We start from the raw sequence: 25,578 nt of genomic DNA, 5'->3' as shown, positions 1-25,578 counted from the left end.
AGAGCAAAGACCGTTTACATGCTAACTGTCTCTTGTCTTTATTCTCAGCTCTTTCCTCTCCGAAACAAAAAAAAGCAGGAAAGCCAATGGCCCGTTCCTGCTTTTTCAATTACTGAAAATGGAAATTCGTTATGCTTTTTGCTCTTCCGTTTCGGCGGTTGCAGATGGCATTTCGCCCGGAGTTTCTTCGGTGGTTGCTGCAACTTCCGTCGTTTCTTCCGCTTTTTTCTCAAAGGCTTCCGGCAGGTTTTTCCGCAGAATGGTATACCAGCCAATCATTTTCTTGACGTCCGACATATGCACCCGATCACGGTCGTATTCCGGCACCACTTCACCGATGAATTCGGCCAGTTCGGCATTCGATGCTGATTTTGGCGTAATCGGCAGGGTGTCTTCGTATTTTTCATAGATGGCCAGAAACACATCCGCCAGGGGCTTCGATTGTTCCTCGTCGTCGGTATAAATCGAGATGTCTTTCAGCACCGACACGCGCGCCGTTGGCCCGATCATGGTTTTTTCTTTCTTTTCGTCGAGCGACTCCACAATCACGCCAGTCCGGCTGGGTTTCATGATTCGGTATAAGCCGCTTTTGCCGGCAATATTTGCAATTTCTTTCAGCGCTTCCATGCTGCTTGTTTAATGGGTAACGGTCGATTTGATTTGGTTATTGCCAATTTTATGAAAAACTGAGGGGCAAAGATAGGGCTAATCGCCTGCACATAACAGCAACAGAGTGGATTTAGGCGATTTTAATCCCCTTCGATACGCCTGGGGTGTTGATCCCATTTATTGTCATTTCTTTGCCTTCATCTCCTCATAAAATTCTTTATTCAGTTGGTCGATATAGTCCAAAATTTCCTCTTTACCCCGGCTACTGACGGCTGATGAGACGAACATCGGCGGCAGTTCGTCCCACGTTTGTTTTAAGGTCTGACTGTATTTTTTTACCATCTGAGAAATGGCGTTCGTGCTGCTTTTTTCGTTTTTCGTGAAAATAATTACGAAGGGTAGTCCGCGTTCGCCCATTTTCGCCATAAACTCCAGATCGATCCGCTGCGGGTCAATGCGGCCATCGACCAGCACGAAAGTACAGATCAGATTCGGGCGTTCGGTCAGGTAGGCATCGATCATTTTCTCCCACTTTTCCCGCTCCCGCTGGGGTGCTTTCGCAAAACCGTAGCCCGGCAAATCGACCAGATACCAATCCGTATTGATGAGAAAATGGTTGATCAATTGCGTTTTTCCGGGCGTCTGCGAGGTTTTAGCCAGCTTGTGCCGGGTGGTCAGCATGTTGATGAGCGACGACTTTCCGACGTTCGAGCGACCGATGAAAGCGTATTCCGGTTTGTCGGGTTTCGGGCAGCGGGTCGGATCGGAATTACTAATTATAAATTCAGCCTGTTTTACTTCCATAATGGTTCAGAGAACAAGTTTAAAAACCGTCTTCCAGCCGCAAAGTTCGTAAAGAATTGAGAAGAGTACTATTCTATCCCCATATTGCATCAATCACAACGACTTATAATCGATATTTTTGCTTAAAATTGTACTACGAATGGGAGCATTTCCGGGAATTGGGAAACCAATTGAAATCCATTCGTCGTTATTCTTTCATCTGAACGAACCGCATACCGAATTATGAAAAATACAAGTCTGCTATCCGTCCTTGTTGCTCTGGCCCTGGTTTTGAATGCCTGCAACACCACCAGCTCGAAATCGGAAGGAGAAAAACCGGCCGTTAGCGAAAACGCGGCTGCGACTACAGCCGAAACCCCTCCAGCGGAGGCTACGGCCAGTGCAGAACCGGGTATTCAATTTACGGATGCCGCCTGGAAAACGCACCTGGCCAAGGCCAAAGCCGAAAATAAACTGGTTTTTCTGGATGCCTACACCAGTTGGTGCGGTCCCTGCAAAATGCTGCAAAAAAATGTCTTTACGCAGCCAACTGTCGGCGACTTTTTCAACAAAGAATTTATCAATGTAAAAGTTGATATGGAGAAAGGCGAAGGCCCGGATTTAGCCCTGCAATACCCGCTGGACGGTTATCCGACGCTGTTTTTCATCGACGGTGATGGCAAAGTTGTCAAGAAAGTACTGGGGTATATTTCCCCGGAGGAATTACTGGCGATTGGCAAGGGCGTGAAAGGCGGAAACGCGCTATAATCGCACGAACTTGTTGAACCCAAAAAAGCCGCAACAGATTTCGTTTGCGGCTTTTATTTTACCCGTCAGGTCGACCCAAACGGCGTCAGATCAGCCGGTAATGCATGGCCAGATCCTTCATAACGACCACATTATCTACTTTGAGTTTATCAAAAATCCGGGCTTTGTGCGTGCCAACGGTCGAGGTGTGAATATTCAGCGTATCGGCAATGTGGCTCACGGATTTCCCCCTCACCAGGTGATAGGCAATTTCGAGTTCCCGGTTTGATAACCGCCCAAACGGGTCCAATTCCTGGTTAAAGTGGCTGTCCTCCACCATCTGATCCATCAGTTCGGAACAGACATAAAGTTTGCCGAATAAAATGCGGTGAACCGCTTTCAGAATCTCCTGGTCTTCGGCCTGTTTGCTGACGTATCCCTTCACGCCCAGTTGCAGATACCGTTTGGCAAAAGCGTATTCAGTCATGATCGTGAAAATCATGATCGGCAAATCCGGTGCCGTGCTTCGGATGTTCTGAAGCAGGCTGAACGTATCGGTGTTGGGCATGTTGATGTCTGTCACCATTAGGTGATAGGTATTGTCCATGATTTTCCCGAAAGCCGCACTACCGTTTTTGGCCTCGTCGACCTCAATTGCGCCGTACTGTTCCTTCAAAAGGAGACGAATTCCCGAACGCACGATGGAATGATCGTCTACTAACAGAATCCTGTACATGGTTTTTCTGATCTAGTTCTTACCATCCGCCAGATAAGCTACCTCTACGGTTTCTTCTATGCATGATACCACCTTGGTGATTTGTTCACGGGTCAAATTAGAACCGGACGGCAAACATAAACCAGTCTTAAAGAGTCGATCAGATACACCGGATCCGTAAAAGGGCAACCCGGCAAAAACGGGTTGCTGGTGCATTGGTTTCCACAAAGGCCGCGCTTCAATCCGCCTTTCGGCCAATGCCAGTCGAATATCCTCAAAGGTAATCCCCCCTGACAGATCCGGATCAAGCGTGATGCAGGTTAACCAGCGGTTTGAAAAACAGGGGTCGGGTTCGGGCTGGAAAGCAAAGCCTGGCAGTTTGCTTAAATGCTCGAAATAATACGCGTAGTTGGCGCGTCGCTGCGCTACCCGGTCAGCCAGAATCCTCAGTTGCCCCCGCCCGATTCCGGCACAGACGTTGCTGATTCGGTAGTTGTAGCCAATGGACGAATGCTGGTAGTAAGGGGCCGGATCACGTGCTTGCGTAGCCAGAAACCGTGCCCTTTTAATCAGAGCCTCATCATCGGACAGCAACGCTCCTCCCCCCGATGTCGTAATGATTTTATTCCCGTTAAATGACAAAACCGCTAGCTTTCCAAAGCTACCACAAGGCTTATTTTTGTATGTTGAACCAAACGATTCAGCCGCATCTTCAACCAACGGTACTTCATAGTGATGGCATATTTTGAGCAGCGCATCGAGTTTGGCCGGCATACCGTACAGGTGAACCGCGATGACGGCTTTGGGGCGTTTTCCCCGCGCCAGGCGGTCTTTCAGCGCCATTTCGAGTGCATCCGGGCACATGTTCCAGGTATCGGCTTCGCTATCAATGAACACGGGGGTCGCTCCCTGATAGACAATCGGATTCGCACTGGCCGCAAAGGTAAACGACTGGCAGATCACTTCATCGCCGGGACCCACCCCCAACAATACCAGCGACAAATGCAAAGCTGATGTTCCGGACGACAACGCGGCAGCATGGGCGGCTCCGGTTTCGATGCACAGCTCCCGCTCGAACGCATCGATGTGTGGGCCAACGGGTGCGATCCAGTTAGCGGCAAAAGCTTCCTGAACATACTGCAGTTCGAGGTCACCGAGGTGGGGAGATGAAAGATAGATTTCTGGGATCATAGAAGTTTGTTATTTTTAATAACCTGGGCTGGATTGCCAACAACAACTGCATAATCAGGAACCGGGCGGGTAACAACAGAGCCTGCCCCGACAACGGCCCATTTACCAATGGACAGATTGGGACAGATCACTGCGCCAGCCCCGATAAAGGCACCGACATCAACCCGAATGCCCCCGCATAAAATTGCACCCGGAGCGATATGAACGAAATTACCCACCGTACAATCGTGATCGACGGATGCGCCGGTATTGATAATCACGTGATCACCGATTAGGCTATCCGCTTGTAGGATAGATCCATGCAGCACAACACAACCGGCTCCCAGTCTTACACCCGGATCAATTTGTGCTGACGGATGAACGGTGATTCCATACGAATGACTAATTCGTTGAGCCAGCCTGCATCGAATGGTGTTATCACCAATGGCTATTATCAACGGGTCGTTTGTCTTATAATCGGCCTGGTAAGGACCGATCACTGGAATATTCGACATTTCTTTTTTGCGGACATCATCGTCAAAAATGGCTTCAACACCTATTTTGTTGACCTGCAAACAACTGATGATTACCTTGGCATGGCCACTGGCTCCATACAATAACATGCTACCTTGTACCTTTAAATTCTTCCATGGTAACTGACGAAGCCGACGAAATACCGTCTGACTGTAACACTTTCTGAATAGTCATTGCCATGATTTTACAATCCAGTCCGAATGACCGATTGCTCACATACCATACATCGTATTCAAATTTCTTTTCCCACGATAGGGTGTTTCGGCCATTCACCTGCGCCCAACCCGTTATACCGGGCCGAACGGTATGCCGCCTGCGCTGATGATCGGTATACAGAGGCAGGTATTCGACCAGCAACGGGCGGGGTCCTATCAGGCTCATTTCACCCTTCAGAACATTCCAGAGCTGTGGCAATTCATCCAGGGATGTTTTTCGAACCAATCGGCCAATCGGCGTCAGGCGGTCAGCATCGGGCAACAAGCGACCATCCGGAGCACGCCTGTCGTTCATCGTTTTGAATTTAACCAACCAAAAAATTCGCTCATTTCGGCCCGGCCGGGCCTGAATAAAAAATGGATTTCCACCATTAGCCAGTGTCAGTGCAGGTAACAGCAAACACAGCGCAGGCAGCAGGGCCAGCAGAGCGATCGCTGATACGCTGATATCAATGAGACGTTTCCCGGCTTTCTGATACATTTTCAGTGCGTTGTGAGTAGTAAGCCTTTATTTTTTTCTATTCAAATGTCGTTTCCGTACGAATAGCCGTTCACCGGGAACCGGCCAGCCACACCTCACGGTTCAGCGGATGCCCCTGACTTGGTGAGGTTGTTGCAAAAGCAGTTTTTTCATAGCTAGATAAGACGTTTTTCGACCATCAATCGCTTGTATTCGATCAGCCATTGTTGCCATATCCATTGCTGGTCAAACCGTTCGACCATCAATTCGCGCGACTTCCGGCTGAATTTCTGACGCAGGTCGGTATCTTCATACAACCGCTTCATGGCCAGATAAAGAGACTCTTCATCCTTGGGTGGAACAATCAGTCCATTCACCTCCCGGGTCACGATCTCGTTGCATCCGTTGATATCCGTTACAATCATGGGTAATTCCATACAGGCGGCCTGCATTGGGACATTCGGAAACCCTTCCCGGTAACTCGGAAAAACCAGCGCATCGGCCATAGCCAAATAAGGACGTACGTCCGCCTGAAAACCGGTTATGATGATATCCCCGCGGTTTTTCAGGAGTTGTTCCGAATCGGGCGAAATCGGGTCCAGATCCGACTCAAATGGCCCGACCAACACCAACCGGATGTCCGGACAGGTATTTGCTAACCGCACGTAGGCCTGTATCAGCTCGTCAACTCCTTTTTGCCTAACAATGCGCCCTATGTAGATCCAGACAAACGTTTTTAACTGTATATTCCATTGATTCCGCACCGCTTGACCTTGCACACTCATCTCAACCGTTCGGTGAAAATGTCGGCTGTCGATACCGTTGCTGCTCCCGTGTCCGATTACTTTTAGTTTTTGAGGATTAGCATAGAGAACCTTTTCTATGTAGTTTCGTAACGCAATCGAATTGGGATAGATGCCTGTTGAACAAGCATACGTGAGTTGTTCTATCCTGATCAATACCTGTTTTAAAAATCCTTCGCGTTCCATGAGAGGCAAACCGGCAACGGTATGAAGCCGGATGGGAATTCCCGCGAACCAGCCAGCCAACATTCCGATCAAACCGGCTTTAGGGGTGTGCGTGTGAATAATGTCCGGACGCAGCCGCCGAAGGAGTCGGTATGCCACCCACAACGCTTTCAGGTCCTGTAGGGGAGTCAATTTTCGTGTCATCGGCACAATGTAGTGTGGGCAACCTTCCTGTTGCTCAAGTTCCCGCAGCATTGTGCCATCGGCGCTGCTCATCCAGACGGTAAACCCTTGCAATTTCATGTACCGCATCTGTCCCCGGAGTAGACTCTGAAGTGAAACCGGGACGGTTGTCATCCGCATCAGCTTAGTCATTTCTCACGGCTTTTCGATACCATACTTCCATTGCAAACAGAGAATACAGCATTTTAGCCCGTTTTTCAGCCGGAAATTTATCTGGCTGGTTGATCAGTTTACTGATAAATTCCCTTCGGATATACCGCTGTGCCAATTGTGGTTCCGCCAGATAGTCACAGACCACCGTTTTTAATTGTTTATCCATCCATTGTTTAAGTGGGACTTCAAATCCTCTTTTTGGTTGGTCAATCAATTTTTGAGGCAAATATTTTTTGGCCAGTTGACGCAGTAGATACTTTGTTGTGGTACCGTGAATCTTTAATGAATCCGGCAAGGTGGGTGCTAACTCTAATAAATCTTTAGCCAGAAAAGGACTTCGACCTTCGAGCGAGTGTGCCATTGTGGCGATATCCATTTTTACCAATAAATTGCCGGGCAAAATAGTCTGAAAATCTGCAACTTGCATTTGCTGCAATGAACTCAGTCCTGACATTCGTAGTCGATCTAGTGCTCCGGCCAGATCAGCCAGTGGCACAGGTTGGTAAAACGCTTCTGTATAGTTTTCAAAAACATCGGTCGTAGCTGACAAATAACGTTCAAGACCTGATTTTCGAGCCATATCCAGCATCCGAAACGCAAAATTATACCGGCTTTTTTTGTTAGTTGGATAAGGCAACGATCTGTAGAGCACATCGGCACTCCGCTGCACGACGCTGGGGAAATTGTTAAAGTCAAATCGAGCGGCTGGCACATAGCGCCGGTAACCGCCAAAGAGTTCATCAGCACCGTCACCGTTTAGAATGACCGTCAGGTGTTTCCTGGCTGCCTGCGCAACATAGTAGCTTGGAATGGCCGAACTATCCATGAACGGTTCACCATATCCGGCAATAATCCGTTCAATGTCATCCTGAAGCCGTTCGAATGATAGTCGCACTTCTTTATGCTTTGTCTGGTAGCGATCGGCAACCAGCCGGGCCAACGGAGCTTCATCGTACTCTCCATTGGCGAACGATACAGTGAACGACCGAATGCCTGGTTTGAATTGAGCTGCCATTGCGGTGATTAATCCACTGTCAATTCCTCCACTCAAGAATACACCTACCTCCAAATCGGAGCTATCGATCCGCTGATTAACTGCTTTTCGCAAACAGGTGTCTACCTGTTCAAGGGCCTCTGTCTCCAAAATAGGACGTACCTGTTGGGCAAAAGTAGTGATGTCCCACCACGACGAAATCGCCAAAGTCCCCGTTCTACAGTCAATCTCGGCATAGTGACCAGCTGGTAATTCCATAACATTGCAGTACGGCGTCTGTTGACCATATAGAAAACCGACCCGCAGATAACGGGCCAACGCTTGGTCGTCAACTGATAAGGGCAGATAAGCCGCCAGGGCGTTCAATTCAGAGCTGAATGCCAATTGATTGTTGTGCTGATAAACATACAGCGGTTTTTTACCCGCCCGATCACGAACCAACAATATCGTTTGGGCCTGGGTGTCATAGAGCGCAAACGCAAACATTCCATCCAGTTGATCCAGCATCTTCAACCCTAATAGTACAAAGAGATGAAGCAGCGTTTCAGTATCCGATGACGACTGACAGCTCAGGTTATACCGCTGACGTAAGTGTTTATGGTTGTAAATTTCTCCATTAAAAATGATGGTGTAAATACCGTAAGTCATTGGCTGGCGTCCACCCGGTGACAAATCCTGAATTGCCAGTCGGGCATGAAACAGATAGACATTATCCTGTCGCCAATCCCGTTGCTCGTCCGGCCCCCGATGCAATAAGCTGCCCCTCAGGTACGCTGGTGAATCATGGGGCCAGTTAACGGTTCCAAATATGCCGCACATAGAAACGAAGTAGTTTTAAACGAGACGATAGCGTCTGTCTACTTTTTAAAAAATACCCAGACAATCATAAAGCAAGGCACGCATAATTGCTTCTATAGAATAGGCATAGACCGACGAGAACAGTATATCAACCTCATTTCTTCCGGGCAAATTATAGTGTTACCCTCTTATGCCTCATTCAACCCCGTTCAAAAACCAATTATAAGTTTTTAACAGTCCTTCTTTCAGTGAGATTTCAGTTTGATATGAAAGTATTTTTCGACTTTTACATAAATCGGCAAGGCTATCTCGAACATCGCCTTTGCGTGGTTCTAAATACAATGGACTCAATTTTTTCTGGCCGATGGTACAGATTTCATCCCAAAGCTGATTCAATGAAATCCGTTCACCGACTGCGACGTTGAAAATTTCGTTGTAGGTCATCGCATTTTTGACCAACATGGCAAGCACATTTGCCTGTACTGCATTTTCTACAAAAGTAAAATCTCGGGTCTGTTCGCCATCGCCATGAATGACAGGAGCAGTATTGCCCTTGATGGCATGCATGAATAATGGAATTACGGCGGCATAGGGGCCATTTGGACTTTGCCGGGGTCCAAATATGTTAAAATACCGCAGGCCAATGGTTTCCATTTCATAAATCTTACCAAATACCCGCGCATATTGCTCATTAGCTGCTTTTGTAACTGCATAAGGTGAAAGCGGCCAGCCGATTTGATGTTCTGCTTTTGGAAGTGCCGGGCTATCGCCATATACAGAACTTGATGAAGCATAAACAAATCGTCGAATTCCGGCGTCTCTCGCTGCAATCAGCATATTCAAAAACCCAGTTACATTGACTTGATGCGTGCGCATGGGGTCATTAATGGAACGTGGGACAGAGCCAAGTGCAGCCTGATGCGAAATATGAGTAATGCCTTCACAGGCTAGCCGACAGGCGTCGGCATCGGCAATGTCACCTTCCAATAACTCAAAAGCCGGATGAGTTCTAAACTCTTCCAGATTATTCTTACACCCTGTACTGAAATTATCGAATACGCGGACCTTTCCGGCATTATGCTTCAGCAGATACTCAACCAGATTTGATCCAATGAAACCGGCTCCTCCAGTTATTAAAAATGCGTAATCGCTCAATGAGCTCTCGTAATAGGCGGTTTTATACATTCTCTATAGTCGTTCGTCGGCGATACCGGTTTTAAACATCTTTTTGAAGTAAATATATGTATGCTCAAGCAATTTAACTCAATAAAATAAACTGCACTCCGATAAAAAGTTAAGGAAACCGGTACACTAGACGTTTGGACAAGGGCATGATTCCGGTTCATAGCCTGTGTGTCAGATTGCGTTGAATCGATTGGGTCAGCATCTTTTGAGCATCGTCCAGTTCGTGCATGTGTAAGGGTCGATTTCGTCTCATCAACAACCAGTCTTCCTGTTTAAAGAAACTGAATAAGGTATACAATGCATCTTTTAATCTGGTAGCGATCAAGACTTGCGTCATTTTTTGTATACCCAGTTTATGGCGGTATTGTCTTCGAAGAATAGATCGTATCTGCGCAGAGGAATTCAGGTATTTCTTTTTATAGGGTATACCGATTTCCCGGTAAAACAGCAAGGGACGATCAATGATGGCAAATTGACTGGTCAAAAAAGTTCGCATCCAGAGTTCATAATCCTGAACTCGCGGAATTTGCTCATTGTAGGGATTTTTCAAAGACCAGCGACGGCGGGTGAGAACCGCAGGATGGATGATAGGGAATCCTGTGACAGCCTCACCCAACGTCTTAGGCATAGACGTTGATCCCCGGATACCCTGCAATCGGTTATTGAAGTCAATTGAATAGACAAACGAACTCACTAAATCTACCGTTCTATTCTCTTCCATGAAAGCAATTTGCATCTGAAGCCGGTCAATGGTCATAATATCGTCAGCATCCATGCGGGCGATATACGGACTTTTGGCCATCCGACAAATCTGATTGAGTCGGACGCTCTGATTACGGTTTTTACCATCCACAACGAGTTTTATTCGGGAATCGCTAAACGAACGGGCAATACCAACCGAGTTATCCGTCGACCCATCATCAACAATAAGCAATTCCCAATCCTGGAACGTTTGGTTCAAGACCGACTGAATGGTATCGGCCAGGTAGGGAGCAGCGTTATAAACCGGTAAGCCAACGGTAACCACAGGCATACAATTACCTCTTTTTGTTTAAAGTTGAATCCAGCCGGGATAAACCAGTTCATCCGACTTGATAAAAGTACCACGGTCATACACCCAATTCTTCGGAACAATGACCATTTTGTCGGCATGTTTGCTCAACCACGCAGCCCACCAGCTAAAGGTACTGTTGGGTATGATAAAATGATGGCAGAGTGTCATCAGGTGCAAATAGGTTCCAGCCCGTTCACCTGCATACTCGTCGCCTACATAAACCGTAGGACCATCAAACCGAAGATGGGCCCGGCACCAATCTATATCGTCGGAAAACACATAAAAGATTGGCGCTATCCCACGCTGTCGGATCATCTGTTCGGCTTGCTGGTAATAATCTCTCTGAATAATGTTATGACGCAAATTTGTCACAAAGTCACTCCGCCGTACATGAACACAAACCGATTGTTGTTGCTGGATGTCTTCAGCCAATCCGTTTGCAAACGAAGGAATAGGCTTTGCAAACTGTAATTCGGCTTTCAGTTCGTTTTCTACCGCCTGGAAATACTGAACAGATTGCCAATAACCGCTTAAATATAGATTCTTTCCTGCCTGCCTGATCCGGATGTCTTGCTGAAATGGTGTTTGCTCCTCAACATACCGCAGTGGACCAGACTGAATCAGTCGATTCAGAAACCGTTTCACGATCCGCCCTGGCAAAGAACCGCTGGTACCATACCTCCGTGAAATGAATGAAGTGGCCTCCGCAGGGTGAATAGAAAGTAGATCAAGGTCAAAATTTCTGTAAACTATATTCTGTCCTGTTACTTTCCGATTCATCAGGAATTGCCGATCGACAACCAGTTCGGTTTTGTGCTGGTGCGCAAGGCTTCTGCCCAACGCATATTGAAATAACTGATTTCCCAAACCACCTTTTAATTCAACAACAATCATAAAGGTATCAATTTTTCAGAACAGACTGTTCATCATTTTTTAGATGATTGGTTCTAATAAACATTCTTATAAGTAATAATTCCATAATAAGAATAAATCCACTTATCCTGATTAATTCGTTATTCATGAATGAGATAGCAATAGCATAATTAATAAAACAGTAATAGGAAACATATACTATATCCTTCGTTGCATTAGCTTTAGTATGAACGTAAGCAGCAATGGAACCAAAAGAAATCGCAGAAAAGAATACACCGGCCATACCTATATCTAAAGTTGCAGCGTCCAGGTACGTATAGACGTTGGTGTGGGGAATATAGGTATACTCCCGAATCAATGGTGGATAACGCTCGATTAAACCTATTTTTTTTAATAGATAACTGATAAAATCAATACTATACCAATTAATATCATAAAATGATTTATCCGGATAATCACCATTCAATATTGTTTCATAAGCCTTTACCCCTCCAAATAAATACAATTTAATGGTATTTAACAATTCCTGATCAATATCAGTTACCAGTAACGTAACTATCACAATTGGAGACACAAGATAGATAATTGTCAAATAGTAACTTTTACTCGAAAATTTAAAGTAAACACTACATGAAGTAATGATAGTGATTGCCCATGACAATATTGGTGCTCTTGTAAGCGTAACTACACACGTAAATAAGCCAATAAAGCAAATGCCTACCAAACTAAATTTACTTATAATTTTATCTTTATATCCTAGCATAGCAAGAGGAATATAAATAATAAAACATTTCGCAAAGAGTTGATAAAAAACAGTTGATTGCTCATCTAACAATTGCCTTCCTTCTACCCGTAATGCAACCAATCCAAGTTTGAAAAAATTCACTCCTCCAAGTAATGTATACAAAGAAATAATATTAACCAGTAAACTTGTACATACTAAAAAAACTATGGCTAGCTTTAATCTATTTTTTATCGGGGTAAAAACAACGGCAGTATCTTTTTTATTCGAAAAAATAAAAAAGGAAGGAATAAGAAACAACATCCACGCCAAATATAATACAAATAATGTGGTTATTTTAATATAATAAGTTGGCCCTGAAAGTTGAGAACCTATGATTAAAAGAAACCACAATAAAGAATAAATTTCGATATATCCCGTGTTGGTTACTCTTTTCTTTATGATGTAAATAAGCCCCCAAATAGCCAGTAAGAATAGTAGATTCAGGAAAAATACGATTATCATCTCCTTACTGATTGGTAAAACGAGTCATCATTGATTTGATGAAGAATTCAAAAAGGCGCATTTTTCTGATTATCCCTAAATGGAAAGTTGAGTAGTTGTGATATTTCCTTAACAGATAAGCCTCACTATCTACAAAAAAATTAAACGATTTTTGACTCAGCTTTCCGCGCTGGCTTCCGGTTGTCGCACCCTGAATATGGGGCACAATAACGCCACCGTGTAATAAGCATATTCTACCTTCTCTGCGAATCTGCTCCCCTAAAACTACCTCTTCCAGATATAAAAATGTCCCCTGATCCAATAATCCAATGTGGTGAAGAAAATCACTTTTCATCATGAATACAGCACCGTTTATACTTTCTACGGGGTACACGTTTTCACTATAGGGAACCAAATCGCGGTATATGAAACGATGATACCGCTGTCTGATAAACGGTAAACGGCGCAGGGTCGGGCTGTGGCAAACTACCAGCCAGCCAGGTGGCAGAATTCTTCTCACCTGAATCTGAAAACGAACGGGTACAGAATTTGAAGTGGTGTGGACAAGGGGTGAAATGGCAACGGCCTGGGACTGGCTTGCTAATGTTGTGCGCAGTGTTTTAATAGTGCCCGGTTCTGTCAGAAAAGCATCACTATTGATAAACAAATAGTAATCAGGATCAGGTAAATTTTCTATTCGGCCACAGCCGCGATTATTACCAGCGGAAAAACCTGCATTCTTTTCAAATCTTATTAAGTTAACTGAAGCAGGTAATTTCAACTTTAGTTCTTGATAATACTTTTCTAATGACCCATTATCAACTACCACAATGTGGCAGTCAGGCTCATTTTGTTGAAGTACATAATCAACACATTTTAGAGTAAGCTCTACGGTGTTGTAATTAAGTATAATTACTCTGACCATCATATGGAGTCTGCAAATACTATAAACACGTATAAAAAAGCAGTCATTACCACGTACAAATATCTTTCTGTTTGTTTAGATTTAAATTCTGGTTTAATAGAACACAATAGTACATCACTGGCCAAGTACCAACTGTAAGACATTAAAGCTGACATAAATGCGATTGTAGTCAATGGAACCTGATTTATTACCAGCAGCGACATTACGCCCGTTATCAGGCTAAACACCAGTATTGACATTACTAAAAAAAATTTCTGTTTCTGTAAAATCTTAAACATGCTAAATTGGATTAATTGTATCAATATATAGGGACCGATAGAACCGGCCAGATAGGCCAGATATAGTGTCGAATTCGAATAGTTTGGAATCAATTTATCAGCAATCCACTGTAATGGTATTATACAGATTAGCAGAACAGAAAATAAAACCGAAATAGTTTTCACTGATTTATCGTAATATATTTCAACAGAATGAGGATTAAACGCCATTTTTTGCATTAAAAAATTACTTATTGATACAACGAGTGTCAACACCACATTCAGTAGTGCCGATGCAAACGCATAATAGCCAAAGTCAGTTGCGGGATAATATCTTGAAATAAGTAATTTGTCAATGTTTTGAAAGCCTAGGAAAAGAAGGCCGGTAAGCAAGATTGGAAGTCCTACGCCAACCGATTTTCTGAAAGCGTAGAAAAACGTCTTAAAATGAAGATCTCTCCGGTCCATAAGCGGGCGTTGCTTTATCTCCCGGAATAGCAGGTACAGCATGGGGATTGCCACCACACCCAGTTGAATATTACTGAGTAAAAAAAGATCGATTGTTGCCAGATATCCGGCTCGGTAAAATAAAATGCCAAGGCAAAAACCAATCTGACCAAACAAGGTCAATACGGCACCGTAGTAAAACTTCTGAGCGCGATTAAAGTACGATTGGATCAAACCGATACTATTCTGTAGCAATATTTGATTTGCCAAGCAAATACTGTTTGTTAAAGAAATTTTTATCTGAGGAACTAGCTGGCTGTGCAATACGAGAACAACAATACCATAGAGTACGGTTTGCTGAATAAAAAAGTAGGCAAAATCGCGGTTGGCAGATTTCTGCCATTCTGATCGATCCCTGAAAATCCACTGAATGTTAATTCCGTCGGCAAACCCAAAATGGAAAAAACCGGAAAATGATGCGATCATTAGAAATAAGCGCCACGACCCGTATTGATCTGGGGTGACCTGTTCAGCCAAAAGATAATTAATGACTAACGTAACCAGAATACTGAGGCCTGTCAAGGCTATTAATTTGACAGGTGTCGTATCCCGATCTGATAACGCTATTTTTTTTACAATCCCAGCAAGCACGAGTTCTTTCTTCACAACCGGCTATCCACTTTATCCTTCTCTAACAACCCCTTCAGATCATAAATGACGGTTTTCTCATTTTGCAAAGCCGGATAATCCAGTTCCCGGAAGGGTTCATGTGCCACCGCCATGACAATGCCGTCGTAACGACCATCGGGCTGGCTAATCAGCCGAAAACCGTACTCCTTTTCAACCTCGTCGGCATTAGCCCACGGATCATGTACTTCGACCTGAATGCCATACTCGACCAACTCCCGGTAAATATCGATGACCCGTGAATTGCGGATGTCGGGACAGTTTTCTTTAAAGGTAATGCCCAATAACAAAACGCGCGAACCGTTGATCGTGTGCCCTTTCCGAATCATGAGTTTTACCAGTTTGCTGGCGACAAACACGCCCATGTTGTCATTGATGCGTCGTCCGGACAGAATTACCTGCGGGTAGTACCCCAGGCTTTCGGCCTTGTGAGCCAGGTAATACGGGTCCACTCCAATGCAGTGCCCTCCTACCAGACCCGGTTTGAATTTCAGAAAGTTCCATTTCGTTCCGGCGGCCTCCAGAACTTCCAGTGTGTCGATTCCCATTCGATCGAACATCAGTGCCAGTTCATTAACAAACGAAATGTTGACATCGCGCTGGGCATTTTCAATGGCTTTGCTGGCTTCGGCCACTTTGATCGACGTGGCCCTATGGGTTCCCGCCTGAATAATCGATGCGTATAATTGATCTACCACAAGGGCGATTTCCGGCGTCGATCCGGAGGTGACTTTCCGAATGGTGGTTAGCGTATGAACCTTGTCGCCCGGATTAATCCGTTCCGGTGAGTAACCGCAATAAAAATCGACGTTGTAGGTCAGTCCGGAGCCTTTTTCAAGAACTGGCACGCATTCTTCCTCCGTACAGCCCGGATAAACCGTCGATTCATAAATAACCAGATCTCCTTTTTTCAGGACCTTTCCAAGGTCGCGTGTTGCCCCCAGCAAAGGTCGTAAATCCGGTTTTTTATAGGCATCGACCGGAGTTGGAACCGTAACAATATAGACCGTACAACCGGCAATGTCGTCCAGATGGGACGAAAACCGCAGGCGGTTTGTTTGCCGAAGGGTTGTCTCATCCGTTTCCCGGGTTCGGTCGTAACCGCCATGCAATTCGTCGATCCTGCGCTCATCGATGTCATACCCGACGACGTCGTATTGCTTTCCAAATTCCAGTGCCAGTGGTAAACCCACGTACCCTAAACCAACAATTGCAATGCGTACCGAATCCATGATTTTATAGTCTCGCTTATCTTTCTATTGACAGAGGTTGCCAATCTATATGTCGTACCAGTGCAATCCCTATACCAAAAAGCCCGCCCATCAAAACCGCCACCAACACCATGATGGTCCGACGCGGTTCGCTCCGTTTGGTAGGAACTTGGGCAGGCTCCAGCATTTTCAAAATAGGGGTCTCTTCCTGTATTTTGATTCGGGTTTGTTCATATTGCTGGGTAATGGTACTGTATAAACCCTGCGCTAATTCAAATTCTGCCTGCAAACGGCGCTCTTCAATCGTTCCAATCTCCGTAACCATATACCGGTGCTGGTCCTTGTAAGCTGACAGATTGACCATCGCCCGGTCATACCGTTGTTTGGCTTCCCGAAACCGCTCTGAAAGAAATTTCAGATCGGAACGGGTTTTCTCAGTCCGGTAATGAATCACATAGCGGGTCAAATAATCGATTGCCCGTTGACTAACCTGAGCCGCAACTTCGGCATCCGGCATTTTTACCCGAATGATAATAACCCCGGATTGTTTATCTAAATCGGATAAAATGCGCTCTTTCGTATCCTTGATCAATTGCTCCTGATCCCGCGTCAGACGCAGCGCCTGCCGGTCGTCAATCAATTGAGGAACCGGAAACGACTTCCGGTCCAAAAACCGATCGGTCCACGAAAAAGACTCCTGAGTCAGGAAAGCCGCTAAGGTAGTATATTTGCTTTTTTTAACCGTCGTGACGGACTGATTCAGCAAATATAAAATGAAAGGAGTGCTTTTCAGCACATCCGGATAGAGGTCCGGCCGGATGGCTTCCGTGTTACTAACCCCTTCCAGGTTGATTCCCGCCAATTCGGCTAATGCCCCAAACCGCTTTAAATTCAAGGCCGACCGTGCCTGCAATTCCGGCATCACCCGAACCTCCGATGTGTATTCAAAAGGACTCAATAGGGCCATGATAACGCCCATGCCCCCAAACAAAAAAGCGATGAGCAGGACAGAGGCTTTCTGATGCCACACCGCAACCAAAGCCCACTCGGGATCCAGGTGTGAAGGTTGCCGGATATTCCGAGCCTCGATCGGCAGCAAAGTTATATACTTTTTCATTAAAATAGCCGGATAATGGTTAGCACCACCGCTGCCAGTGATGTAATGCCCGTCATCACGGCCACCCGCTCGGGAGCCGACAGTTTGCTCTCCGACCGGGGCGGTCGAACCGGCACCATGATGTCCATTCCAGGCTCTGGGTCCGGGTAAAACCGCAAGCCCAGAAACTCTTTGGTTCGTTTCACTTTTCCATTCGCATAAACGACGTACACCTTTTTGCGGAACGCTTTGGACGTAAATCCTCCTGAGCCGCTGATGTAGGATTTTATCGACTTGGACTGATTGAAATCAATAACGGCCGGATTAAGCACTTCGCCCCGAATTCGCACCAATTCCGTTTTTCTGGGAATGTGAATAGAATCTCCTTTCAGCAGCAGGAGGTTTCCCGTGTCAAAGGGCTTTTTAATAATCTCCTGAATATCAACTGATAGAAGTTCTCCGTTGCGAACAAACCGGGTTGCTTTCAGATACGCTTCCGGACGAAGCCCCCCGGCACGGGCAATCAATTCCGTAATGCGTTCGGATTTGTCCCGAATCGGATACTGACCCGGATAAGGAACTTCGCCGGTAATGATGACGGATTTCTGTGATTCATACCGGGGTAATGTTCGTACAAACACCTCATCGAACGGAAAAAGAACAAACCGGGCGTCCGCTTCGGTGAGTTTGAGTTGATCGTTCAGTTCAAACTGAAAAAGCCGGATACTTTGGTTGCCGGGCAGGTCGGTAGTGTCTTTCCGGACCCGTCGGGCAATTTCGATTCGGGTGGCGGTTGCTCCATCGGAAAAACCACCCGCCAGAATAATCAGGTTGGCGACGCTCATGCTGTCGGCATAATCGAACACGTTGGGTTTATTGACAGCGCCATGAATACGCACAGTTCGGCGTTCCCTTAATTCGCCGTAAGAGGCCACCGAAACAACGTCTTCCCGCTGTAGGCTGATGTCATTGATTTCTCCGCGCATCAGTTTACCCAGATCAACCGCGATGAGTTCAGGGTCCAGATTATTCCGCAGGCGCCGGATCGTTGCCCGGTTCAGAAACGCATCTTCCCGCAATCCTTCGGCAGTGGCAATCAATTGCCGCACGGTATAACTGCTCTGCAACGCGTAAACCCCGGGCCGAAATACGGCCCCGCTGATCGTCACCCGGTTTTCGTAGCGATTGATAATAGCCCCCACGGAATAGACATCACCGCGCTGCGGCACAAAATACGGTATGTCAGCGGAGGGAATCGTCACGATTTGCCGTTCTTTGGCCGTATTCCGGTGCAACGTTAATGACGCCGTGTACGCTTTATCCGTCAAACCGCCCGCAAAAGCCAGCACATTCTTCAGTAATTCTCCGCTCCGAACTTCGTAAATAGCCGGTTGTTTTACTTCACCCGTCAGCTCAATCCGCGTATCGTAGTGGTTTACAAAAACGATGTCCTGGTCCTGCAGCCTGATGTTATCTTTCTGATCGGCGCGAAGTAAAAAGTCGTATACATCCAGCGTGCGAATCAGCCGGTTTCCCCGATACACGCGAATGTCACGAAACGAACCCCGATCAGGATCGGGACCTCCGGCTACGTAAAGCGCGTTGAATACCGTCGCCAGCGAAGACAAGGTATACGTTCCGGGTTGCACAACCTGTCCGAGCAGCGTGACTTTAATGCTTCGGATACTTCCCAGGCTGATGGTCGCAAAAACGCCACTTCCTTTGGCATTCAAACCGGCATACACCTGACGCAGCCGTCCGACAATCCGTTGTTCGGCTTGCTCAATGGTCAATCCGTTGACATAAACCGGACTTAAATTTTCTAACTTGATGGCCCCCTCAGGACTGACTTTGAGCCGGTAATTTTGCTGTGCGTTCCCATATACGTCGATAATCAGCTCATCTTCCGGGCCGATTTGGTAGTTCCTCGGCGTAGGAATCCGCAGATTGGGTTCAAAAGTCAAATTAGCGGACGAAAACAGGCTGGTTCCGAAAACCGGTGGGTTGCGCCTGATGGTGTCTTCACGCGAAACAGAAACCGTGCTAAGAGACGTTTTATCGAGTTGTTCGCGCCCAACCTGAGCAGGCGTTAATTGAATCGGTGCCGGTGTTCGCTCCAGTGCATTGATGCGCTCCCGCATTTTTCTTACATCCGTCGGTGTGTAGCCACGTGACGCGGCTAATTGCTCAATCTGGGTTTCAGATAAACCGCTGCTCTTCGCTTGCCCGACAAACTGGCGAACCTGCTCGTCCGTCAATTCGCTTACCTTTTGCGCAAAGGCTGGCGTTGTACTGGTGAATAACTGAAATAAAATGAACAGGCCCATCGTCTGGCCCAATACGCTACGTTTCTTCGTACCGATTAAATGCACGTTGTGAATAATTGAATGACTGAAATACTGCACCAAAGAAAAAAGGCGAAGATTAAATTCGGCAGGTAGAAACTAAATACCTCATTATAAATAAGATACTGACGGAAAAGATAGCCGGTCTTTCTCCGGATCCGTTCTCTCCCAAGCCTACCTTTCATAACCGACTCTATTGAGACGCAAAAAGCCCCGAAAGGTTACACCTTCGGGGCTTTTTTTATTGTTTTTTAAACGAACTCCTTACGGAACCAGGCGCAGTTCAACCCGGCGGTTTTTCGTCAGACCGGCACGGGAGTTGTCACCGATGGGTTTGAACGATCCGAAGTAGTCGATGATAATGCGGTTGGCATCATTCAGACCTTGTTTCACCAGGTAGTTCTTGACGGCTTCAACACGACGGCGCGACAGCGCGATGTTGTACCGGTCAGAAGCACGGCGGTCAGCGTGACCCGACAGTTGCAGGCGGCATTGCGTTTTGTTCAGCAATTCAACCACTTTGTTCAGCATGTCGTAGTACTGCGGCTTGATGATGTTTTTATCGGTGTCGAAAGCGACGTTGGTCAGGATTTCGGCACAGGCAATACCCGGCAGAGCAGCACTTACGTACTTATCGAAGTCGATGGCTTCACCCGCACCGGAGACGATGCTACCAGCCGGCGTGTTAGGCTGACGGTCGAAGTAATCCGAAACACCGTCATTATCTGTATCCATTAGCAAACGGGGGTCGATGTCTTTAGGCCGGTTGGCTTTGGCTACCGAGTCGATTTGCTCCAGCGTCAGGATGACCGGCGGTTTGATCAGATTGCGAGGATCGGTCCAGCGGAGGTGATACGTCCCTTTGGTCGTGTCGTACTCGTATTTGCCGTTCACTTTTTGAACCTTGATCGCGTTTTTGCCTAGTTTGTAGGTAACCGATACGGCTGCGTAACCCCACTTGTCCAGGTTCGATTCCCCTTTCCGTTCGAAAGCGTTGTCAAATTGACCGCGGGTGCCGAACTGATCGAAGTAACTGGAGCTGTTTCCCCCGATGGTGGCATCGAGCCGGTCGGTGTTGACGTTTGAAAACCGGAAGTCCAGACCCACATCGAAACGGGAGCTAACTTCGTAGTTAACAGCCAGACCAACAGGAATCACCCAGTCTTTTTCGTATTTGGCCTCACGCAGGATGCCATCGCCATTGTTGGTTTTGGTCCAGCGACGCACACGGCCGGTTCCTAACTCGTAGGCGGTTGACTTAAAGAACATGACACCCAAACCGGTGTAGGCATCAACTTTCCAGCGCTTCATTTTATTGATACCAAACAGCAGACTTTTCAGGTTCACACTTCCCGTCAGGTCGGTTTGGATGAAGTTTGATCGAAAATAAGAATAATAGAGCCGGCGCTTCATACCGACTAAATTACCGAATTGCCCATCGAGCTGGAGGCCAAACAGGTGAGACAATTGCTTCCCGACGGCCACGCCAAAGAACGCCGACTTACGTTCGTTGTAGCTGTCAAATCCGGTTTTCGAAACCGGATAGAAGTCATATTCCCTCAGGTCTCCAAAGAATTGAGTGGGTCCGCCCATGACAGAAACTGACCAGGTGTTCAGTTTTGCAGGACCTTCATACGAGGCTTTCGGGTTATACTGGGCACTGGCACCTGTCGCTGCCAGAAGAGCCAGTCCCATTGCCCTTACGAACAGGGATACTTTTTTCATACTTATCAGGTTATTGTTTGACAGTTAATAAACCATTGAGTGTGGTGAAACAACTTGTGTCGGTTACTTTAGCCGGTCGTTTTATGCAACTTTCAACGCTTTGCCGCAAAACTATAGATTTTCGCTTAGTTTACAAACAAGACACTGGTAGTTTACAAACAAGTTACCGTCCGCTTTGTTCAATTCATACGGTTTCGTTTTACCGGCACAAGAAAAACAGGATTTGGCTACCATCAAAGGCGTTGCATCAGTTTTTTTGACATTGTCGACTTCCATTTCACGAAATTACCGGTATTGATCTCCTGCCGGGCCTCTTTCACTAACCATAAATAAAAGGTAAGGTTTTGAAGACTCGCAATTTGTGCGCCTAAAATTTCTTCTGACCTGATTAAGTGCCTTAAATACGCTTTAGAGTAACAAGTCCCGGCATAACCGCCCAACTCCGCATCGATCGGGCTAAAATCATCTTTCCACCGTTCATTCTTGATATTGATGATCCCCTGGGTGGTAAATACAACCCCGTGCCGGGCATTCCGCGTGGGCATCACACAGTCGAACATATCGATGCCCAGGGCGATGGCTTCCAGGATGTTTTCGGGCGTTCCGACCCCCATTAGATACCGGGGTTTATCAGACGGCAAAATGGCGTTGACCTGCTCAATGGTTGTATACATTTCCTCCGCCGGCTCGCCCACCGCCAGCCCGCCGATGGCGTTTCCGTCCCGCTGCTGTTCGGCCACAAATTCGGCCGACTGCTGCCGGAGGTCCTTGTACGTACTCCCCTGAACGATAGGAAATAAGGTTTGCTGATAGCCATATTTCCCTTCCGTTGCATCAAACCGGTCAATGCAGCGGGTCAGCCAGCGGTGCGTCATTTCCATCGACGCCCGGGCGTAGCCATACTCGCACGGATACGGTGTGCATTCGTCGAACGCCATGATGATGTCGGCCCCGATGATTCGTTGAATATCCATAACACCTTCCGGCGTAAACACATGTTTGGAACCATCGATGTGCGACTTAAACGTGACGCCCTCTTCTTTTATTTTCCGGGTGTTGGACAACGAATACACCTGATACCCTCCGCTGTCGGTCAGAATCGGACGGTCCCAGCCATTAAACCGGTGCAGTCCGCCGGCTTTTTCCAGAATGTCGAGACCGGGACGCAAATACAAATGGTAGGTGTTTCCCAGAATAATTTCCGCTTTGACGTCCGCTACCAATTCGCGCTGGTGAACCGCTTTCACCGTTCCAGCCGTTCCAACGGGCATAAAAATGGGCGTTTCAATCAACCCGTGGTCGGTGGTGATGAGTCCCGTTCGCGCCTTTGAGTGGGGATCGGTTGTCTGTAGGGTAAATTGCATGATGGGTCGCTTTACGATCTTTTGCCTGCAAAGGTGGAAAGTCCGGCGACCAAAATCAAAATATGTATATTTGCCACCGTATTCCAATTTGGCCTTGCGGCCCTTTATTTCCGTCGTTTCGTGGTCTTTATCGTGCTGGTTGTGTGTTTATTATCTGTGGGCATACAACTTCTTTATATTCTCGGTATTTTTTCGCGACTGGCTTTCTACTCCGACCCGGACGAAAGCGGGTCGCCGGACGGTGCGGCTTCGCTCAAACTGCTGGCCGCCCCCCCTGCCGTCGATCCGCCGGTAAGCATCATCGTATGTGCGTGGAATGAACTGGAAAACCTGCGGACGTTGCTGCCCCTGCTCGATGACCAGATCTATCCGGATTTTGAAGTGCTGGTGATGGACGACCGGTCGAGCGACGGCACGAAAGAGTTTCTGGAAAAAGCCGCCGACCGTTTCGAGCACGTCCGGGTCATCCGGATCGACCGGGAACATGATCATGTGACGCCCAAAAAATACGCTCTGACCACCGGCATTCGCAGTGCTGCCCACGACCTCATTCTGCTGACCGACGCCGACTGCCAACCGGCGGGCGACTATTGGCTCGCGGGCATGGTGACACAAATGGACCGGCCGAACAAAGAAATTGTGCTGGGTTTTGGCCCCTACAAACGCCGGAAAAAGCACGGCTGGATCAACCGGCTGATCCGTTACGAAACCCTGTTTACGGCGGTTCAATACCTGTCGATGGCACTGGCGGGCCTGCCGTATATGGGCGTGGGGCGAAATCTGATGTACCGTCGGAAATTGTTTCTGGAAAACAAAGGATTTTATTCCCACATCCGGGTGTTGGGGGGCGACGACGATTTGTTTATCAACGAAGTAGCCACCGCCCGAAACGTTGCAATTAGTGTGCATCCGGCTACCTTTACGTATTCGAAGCCAAAGGAGACCTTTGCCGAATGGTGGCACCAGAAACAGCGGCATTTGTCGGTGGGCAAGCATTACAAAACCCGCAACAAATTCCTGTTGGGGCTTTTGTCCCTCTCCCACGTGCTGACCTGGCTAACGGGGCCCATCATCGCTCTGATCACCCTGATTACGGTTTTGCAATCCGGTCTGTCCGGTATGCTGAGCCAACCCGACGGCCAACTGTTGCTCATCGCCAGCGGATTGTTTGGATTCCGGTTGCTGGTTTTCTGGGCCATCGTCGGGCGGATCAGCTACCGGCTGGGCCACACCGTCGACTGGATGGCCATACCAGTTCTGGATCTGACGATGGGAATTTATTACGGTATCATGGGTGTTGTGACCCTGCGACCACGGCGTAAAAACCGCATTATGAAGTGGAAATAGAATGATGAATGATGAACGATGGATGATGAACGGTGGACGACTAAGATCAGTTGTGCCAGCCATTCATCATTCATCATTCATCGTTCATCGTTCATAATTCATACCTACTTTTGGACCTGATTAAAAAATACTTTCCCGACTTAACCGCGCGGCAACTGGAGCAGTTCGCGGCATTGGACGACTTATACCGGCACTGGAACGCCCAGATCAACGTTGTTTCGCGGCAGGATATCGACTCTCTATACGAGAAACACGTGCTGCATTCGCTCGGCATTGCCAAAGTCATTCAGTTTGTACCCGGCACCGAAATTCTGGACGTTGGCACGGGGGGCGGCTTTCCAGGGATTCCGCTGGCGATTCTGTTTCCGCTCGTCGATTTCCATCTGGTCGACAGCATTGGCAAAAAAATCAAGGTGGTGACGGAAATCAGTTCGGCACTGGGCCTCACCAACGTGAAGGCGGAGCAGGCCCGGGTGGAGCACCTGGAATCCACCTATGATTTTGTGGTCAGCCGGGCGGTAACGCGCCTGCAACCGTTCATGGGCTGGGTGCGCTACAAGATTCTGAAAACCGGCAACAATAAACTTCGGAATGGGGTTTTGTACCTGAAAGGCGGAGATGTCAGCGAGGAGCTGGCCGAAGTGCAGGAGAAGCACCGGATTTACGAATTATCCACGTATTTTGACGAACCGTTTTTCGAAACCAAGAAGGTCATTTATCTACCCAAATAATCGTTCAACAGTTGGGGCGTTCCCGACGCAAAGGCTATGGCAGAAGTTTTCAAATCCAGCGGTTTCAAAGATCCCATCAACCGCGACGTTGTTGAATTCAACGACAAGGGGGTAACATTCCGCGTCAACAAATTGATTGGCGGCACCGACAGTTTTGTTTTTTACGGCGATATTTCGGGCGTAGAGATCGACAATGGGCTGTTTTTTTCCACCATCCGGATCATTCCGCGGGCCCGGCCCGAAATTATCATCAAGAATTTTACGCGGGGTGACGCCCGCCAGATCAAGGAGTTAATTCTGACGCGGGTGCCGACCTTGGGCTCTTCGGCGGTCTAAAGCGAAAGTTCTTGTGGATTTTTGCAGAAAATGTTTGCAAGAGTTCTTCCGGACACTTACTTTTGCACCCACAAAACACTCCCGAATAGCTCAGTCGGTTAGAGCATCTGACTGTTAATCAGAGGGTCGCTGGTTCGAGCCCAGCTTCGGGAGCTTTGAATAGCAGCCACTTACAAACCCAAATTTGTAAGTGGCTTTTTATTTGCGCAAAACTTCAGCATTTGATACGCCCCCCTGCCTGCTCCCGCTCCCGTTTGCGGATCAAGTACAAAAGTTGTGGAGTGCGTTGCATTTTTTTAGGTTTGTATTTTTCATCAAACCTGACCGTCTTGGAGAGTTTCCTGCCTTTAGTCGAATACCTGTTACCCGATTTTATCGTAG

General features: G+C 47.2%; 23 protein-coding genes and 1 tRNA gene. 5 read left to right on the top strand and 19 right to left on the bottom strand.

Annotation, left to right across the window (positions count from 1 at the left end):
- Positions 1–129: 129 nt before the first annotated feature.
- Together ACS5NO_RS32540 and yihA are read right to left on the bottom strand one after the other, a co-directional pair.
- Positions 130–627, bottom strand: coding sequence for a DUF5606 family protein (locus ACS5NO_RS32540; protein ID WP_439418974.1), 498 nt, complete (start codon positions 625–627; stop codon positions 130–132).
- Between the two features lie 165 nt (positions 628–792).
- A complete protein-coding gene (gene yihA / locus ACS5NO_RS32535; RefSeq protein ID WP_138993506.1) occupies positions 793–1,413 on the bottom strand; it encodes a ribosome biogenesis GTP-binding protein YihA/YsxC in 621 nt (206 codons plus the stop codon).
- A gap of 222 nt (positions 1,414–1,635) precedes the next feature.
- On the opposite strand from yihA, the gene ACS5NO_RS32530 reads away from it, so the two are divergent.
- Positions 1,636–2,160, top strand: a complete 525-nt coding sequence (locus ACS5NO_RS32530; protein ID WP_439418973.1) for a thioredoxin family protein — start codon at positions 1,636–1,638, stop codon at positions 2,158–2,160.
- Between the two features lie 85 nt (positions 2,161–2,245).
- Here the strand turns inward: ACS5NO_RS32530 and ACS5NO_RS32525 are convergent, their stop codons facing one another.
- The 17 genes from ACS5NO_RS32525 to tgt form a co-directional block, all read right to left on the bottom strand.
- Positions 2,246–2,875 (bottom strand): response regulator, encoded by a 630-nt coding sequence (locus ACS5NO_RS32525; protein ID WP_439418972.1) that lies wholly within the window; start codon positions 2,873–2,875, stop codon positions 2,246–2,248.
- 12 nt (positions 2,876–2,887) lie between these two features.
- Positions 2,888–4,045 carry a DegT/DnrJ/EryC1/StrS family aminotransferase gene (locus tag ACS5NO_RS32520; protein WP_439418971.1) on the bottom strand — a complete coding sequence of 386 codons (1,158 nt, stop codon included), beginning with the start codon at positions 4,043–4,045 and terminating at the stop codon, positions 2,888–2,890.
- Positions 4,042–4,647 (bottom strand): acetyltransferase, encoded by a 606-nt coding sequence (locus ACS5NO_RS32515; protein WP_439418970.1) that lies wholly within the window; start codon positions 4,645–4,647, stop codon positions 4,042–4,044. Before ACS5NO_RS32515 ends, ACS5NO_RS32520 begins: the two co-directional genes overlap by 4 nt.
- 1 nt (position 4,648) lies before the next feature.
- Complete coding sequence (locus tag ACS5NO_RS32510) at positions 4,649–5,254, bottom strand: sugar transferase (RefSeq protein ID WP_439418969.1); 606 nt, start codon at positions 5,252–5,254, stop codon at positions 4,649–4,651.
- A gap of 155 nt (positions 5,255–5,409) precedes the next feature.
- Positions 5,410–6,576: a glycosyltransferase family 4 protein gene (locus tag ACS5NO_RS32505; protein ID WP_439418968.1), complete on the bottom strand. Its 1,167-nt coding sequence runs from the start codon at positions 6,574–6,576 to the stop codon at positions 5,410–5,412.
- Positions 6,569–8,410: an asparagine synthase (glutamine-hydrolyzing) gene (gene asnB / locus ACS5NO_RS32500; protein WP_439418967.1), complete on the bottom strand. Its 1,842-nt coding sequence runs from the start codon at positions 8,408–8,410 to the stop codon at positions 6,569–6,571. Before asnB ends, ACS5NO_RS32505 begins: the two co-directional genes overlap by 8 nt.
- Positions 8,411–8,584: 174 nt before the next feature.
- Positions 8,585–9,574 (bottom strand): SDR family oxidoreductase, encoded by a 990-nt coding sequence (locus ACS5NO_RS32495; protein WP_439418966.1) that lies wholly within the window; start codon positions 9,572–9,574, stop codon positions 8,585–8,587.
- A gap of 157 nt (positions 9,575–9,731) precedes the next feature.
- Positions 9,732–10,607 (bottom strand): glycosyltransferase family 2 protein, encoded by an 876-nt coding sequence (locus ACS5NO_RS32490; RefSeq protein WP_439418965.1) that lies wholly within the window; start codon positions 10,605–10,607, stop codon positions 9,732–9,734.
- A gap of 18 nt (positions 10,608–10,625) precedes the next feature.
- Positions 10,626–11,522 (bottom strand): alpha-1,2-fucosyltransferase, encoded by an 897-nt coding sequence (locus ACS5NO_RS32485; protein ID WP_439418964.1) that lies wholly within the window; start codon positions 11,520–11,522, stop codon positions 10,626–10,628.
- A 7-nt stretch (positions 11,523–11,529) separates the two neighbouring features.
- The gene (locus ACS5NO_RS32480) at positions 11,530–12,747 is read right to left on the bottom strand and encodes an O-antigen polymerase (RefSeq protein ID WP_439418963.1); all 1,218 of its coding nucleotides are present in this window, start codon (positions 12,745–12,747) and stop codon (positions 11,530–11,532) included.
- 4 nt (positions 12,748–12,751) lie between these two features.
- Positions 12,752–13,654 carry a glycosyltransferase family 2 protein gene (locus tag ACS5NO_RS32475; protein ID WP_439418962.1) on the bottom strand — a complete coding sequence of 301 codons (903 nt, stop codon included), beginning with the start codon at positions 13,652–13,654 and terminating at the stop codon, positions 12,752–12,754.
- Positions 13,651–15,021, bottom strand: coding sequence for an oligosaccharide flippase family protein (locus ACS5NO_RS32470; protein ID WP_439418961.1), 1,371 nt, complete (start codon positions 15,019–15,021; stop codon positions 13,651–13,653). Before ACS5NO_RS32470 ends, ACS5NO_RS32475 begins: the two co-directional genes overlap by 4 nt.
- The gene (locus ACS5NO_RS32465; protein ID WP_439418960.1) at positions 15,018–16,274 is read right to left on the bottom strand and encodes a nucleotide sugar dehydrogenase; all 1,257 of its coding nucleotides are present in this window, start codon (positions 16,272–16,274) and stop codon (positions 15,018–15,020) included. The genes ACS5NO_RS32470 and ACS5NO_RS32465 overlap by 4 nt, the downstream gene beginning before the upstream one ends.
- Positions 16,275–16,290: 16 nt before the next feature.
- Positions 16,291–17,370 (bottom strand): GNVR domain-containing protein, encoded by a 1,080-nt coding sequence (locus ACS5NO_RS32460; protein ID WP_439418959.1) that lies wholly within the window; start codon positions 17,368–17,370, stop codon positions 16,291–16,293.
- Positions 17,370–19,721: an SLBB domain-containing protein gene (locus ACS5NO_RS32455; RefSeq protein ID WP_439418958.1), complete on the bottom strand. Its 2,352-nt coding sequence runs from the start codon at positions 19,719–19,721 to the stop codon at positions 17,370–17,372. Before ACS5NO_RS32455 ends, ACS5NO_RS32460 begins: the two co-directional genes overlap by 1 nt.
- Before the next feature lie 237 nt (positions 19,722–19,958).
- Positions 19,959–21,419, bottom strand: a complete 1,461-nt coding sequence (locus ACS5NO_RS32450) for an OmpA family protein (protein ID WP_165840956.1) — start codon at positions 21,417–21,419, stop codon at positions 19,959–19,961.
- A gap of 233 nt (positions 21,420–21,652) precedes the next feature.
- Positions 21,653–22,783 (bottom strand): tRNA guanosine(34) transglycosylase Tgt, encoded by a 1,131-nt coding sequence (tgt, locus tag ACS5NO_RS32445; RefSeq protein WP_439418957.1) that lies wholly within the window; start codon positions 22,781–22,783, stop codon positions 21,653–21,655.
- 156 nt (positions 22,784–22,939) lie between these two features.
- Between tgt and ACS5NO_RS32440 the strand changes: the two genes are divergently transcribed.
- The 4 genes from ACS5NO_RS32440 (at position 22,940) to ACS5NO_RS32425 (ending at position 25,350) form a co-directional block, all read left to right on the top strand.
- Entirely contained in the window at positions 22,940–24,130 is a 1,191-nt protein-coding gene (locus ACS5NO_RS32440; RefSeq protein WP_439418956.1) for a glycosyltransferase, read from the top strand.
- Between the two features lie 110 nt (positions 24,131–24,240).
- Entirely contained in the window at positions 24,241–24,861 is a 621-nt protein-coding gene (gene rsmG / locus ACS5NO_RS32435) for a 16S rRNA (guanine(527)-N(7))-methyltransferase RsmG (RefSeq protein ID WP_439418955.1), read from the top strand.
- Positions 24,862–24,897: 36 nt separating this feature from the next.
- Positions 24,898–25,197 (top strand): PH domain-containing protein, encoded by a 300-nt coding sequence (locus ACS5NO_RS32430; protein WP_114407125.1) that lies wholly within the window; start codon positions 24,898–24,900, stop codon positions 25,195–25,197.
- Positions 25,198–25,276: 79 nt separating this feature from the next.
- Positions 25,277–25,350 (top strand) — tRNA-Asn (locus ACS5NO_RS32425).
- Positions 25,351–25,578: the final 228 nt, after the last annotated feature.

Source organism: Larkinella fluvii (genome assembly GCF_051857545.1).
Taxonomy (GTDB): Bacteria; Bacteroidota; Bacteroidia; order Cytophagales; family Spirosomataceae; genus Larkinella.
The sequence above is the reverse complement of the archived record's forward strand: the minus strand, read 5'-3'. Positions and strand labels throughout refer to the sequence as shown.

What these genes read in the sequence shown, in the direction of transcription:
- asnB (WP_439418967.1), bottom strand. Translation starts at nt 8,410, where the DNA reads ATGTGCGGCATATTTGGAACCGTTAACTGGCCCCATGATTCACCAGCG.
- ACS5NO_RS32525 (WP_439418972.1), bottom strand. Translation starts at nt 2,875, where the DNA reads ATGTACAGGATTCTGTTAGTAGACGATCATTCCATCGTGCGTTCGGGA.
- ACS5NO_RS32505 (WP_439418968.1), bottom strand. Translation starts at nt 6,576, where the DNA reads ATGACTAAGCTGATGCGGATGACAACCGTCCCGGTTTCACTTCAGAGT.
- tgt (WP_439418957.1), bottom strand. Translation starts at nt 22,783, where the DNA reads ATGCAATTTACCCTACAGACAACCGATCCCCACTCAAAGGCGCGAACG.
- ACS5NO_RS32540 (WP_439418974.1), bottom strand. Translation starts at nt 627, where the DNA reads ATGGAAGCGCTGAAAGAAATTGCAAATATTGCCGGCAAAAGCGGCTTA.
- ACS5NO_RS32480 (WP_439418963.1), bottom strand. Translation starts at nt 12,747, where the DNA reads ATGATAATCGTATTTTTCCTGAATCTACTATTCTTACTGGCTATTTGG.
- yihA (WP_138993506.1), bottom strand. Translation starts at nt 1,413, where the DNA reads ATGGAAGTAAAACAGGCTGAATTTATAATTAGTAATTCCGATCCGACC.
- ACS5NO_RS32530 (WP_439418973.1), top strand. Translation starts at nt 1,636, where the DNA reads ATGAAAAATACAAGTCTGCTATCCGTCCTTGTTGCTCTGGCCCTGGTT.
- ACS5NO_RS32475 (WP_439418962.1), bottom strand. Translation starts at nt 13,654, where the DNA reads ATGATGGTCAGAGTAATTATACTTAATTACAACACCGTAGAGCTTACT.
- ACS5NO_RS32460 (WP_439418959.1), bottom strand. Translation starts at nt 17,370, where the DNA reads ATGAAAAAGTATATAACTTTGCTGCCGATCGAGGCTCGGAATATCCGG.
- ACS5NO_RS32485 (WP_439418964.1), bottom strand. Translation starts at nt 11,522, where the DNA reads ATGATTGTTGTTGAATTAAAAGGTGGTTTGGGAAATCAGTTATTTCAA.
- ACS5NO_RS32490 (WP_439418965.1), bottom strand. Translation starts at nt 10,607, where the DNA reads ATGCCTGTGGTTACCGTTGGCTTACCGGTTTATAACGCTGCTCCCTAC.
- ACS5NO_RS32495 (WP_439418966.1), bottom strand. Translation starts at nt 9,574, where the DNA reads ATGTATAAAACCGCCTATTACGAGAGCTCATTGAGCGATTACGCATTT.
- ACS5NO_RS32430 (WP_114407125.1), top strand. Translation starts at nt 24,898, where the DNA reads ATGGCAGAAGTTTTCAAATCCAGCGGTTTCAAAGATCCCATCAACCGC.
- ACS5NO_RS32465 (WP_439418960.1), bottom strand. Translation starts at nt 16,274, where the DNA reads ATGGATTCGGTACGCATTGCAATTGTTGGTTTAGGGTACGTGGGTTTA.
- ACS5NO_RS32450 (WP_165840956.1), bottom strand. Translation starts at nt 21,419, where the DNA reads ATGAAAAAAGTATCCCTGTTCGTAAGGGCAATGGGACTGGCTCTTCTG.
- ACS5NO_RS32515 (WP_439418970.1), bottom strand. Translation starts at nt 4,647, where the DNA reads ATGTTATTGTATGGAGCCAGTGGCCATGCCAAGGTAATCATCAGTTGT.
- ACS5NO_RS32510 (WP_439418969.1), bottom strand. Translation starts at nt 5,254, where the DNA reads ATGTATCAGAAAGCCGGGAAACGTCTCATTGATATCAGCGTATCAGCG.
- ACS5NO_RS32520 (WP_439418971.1), bottom strand. Translation starts at nt 4,045, where the DNA reads ATGATCCCAGAAATCTATCTTTCATCTCCCCACCTCGGTGACCTCGAA.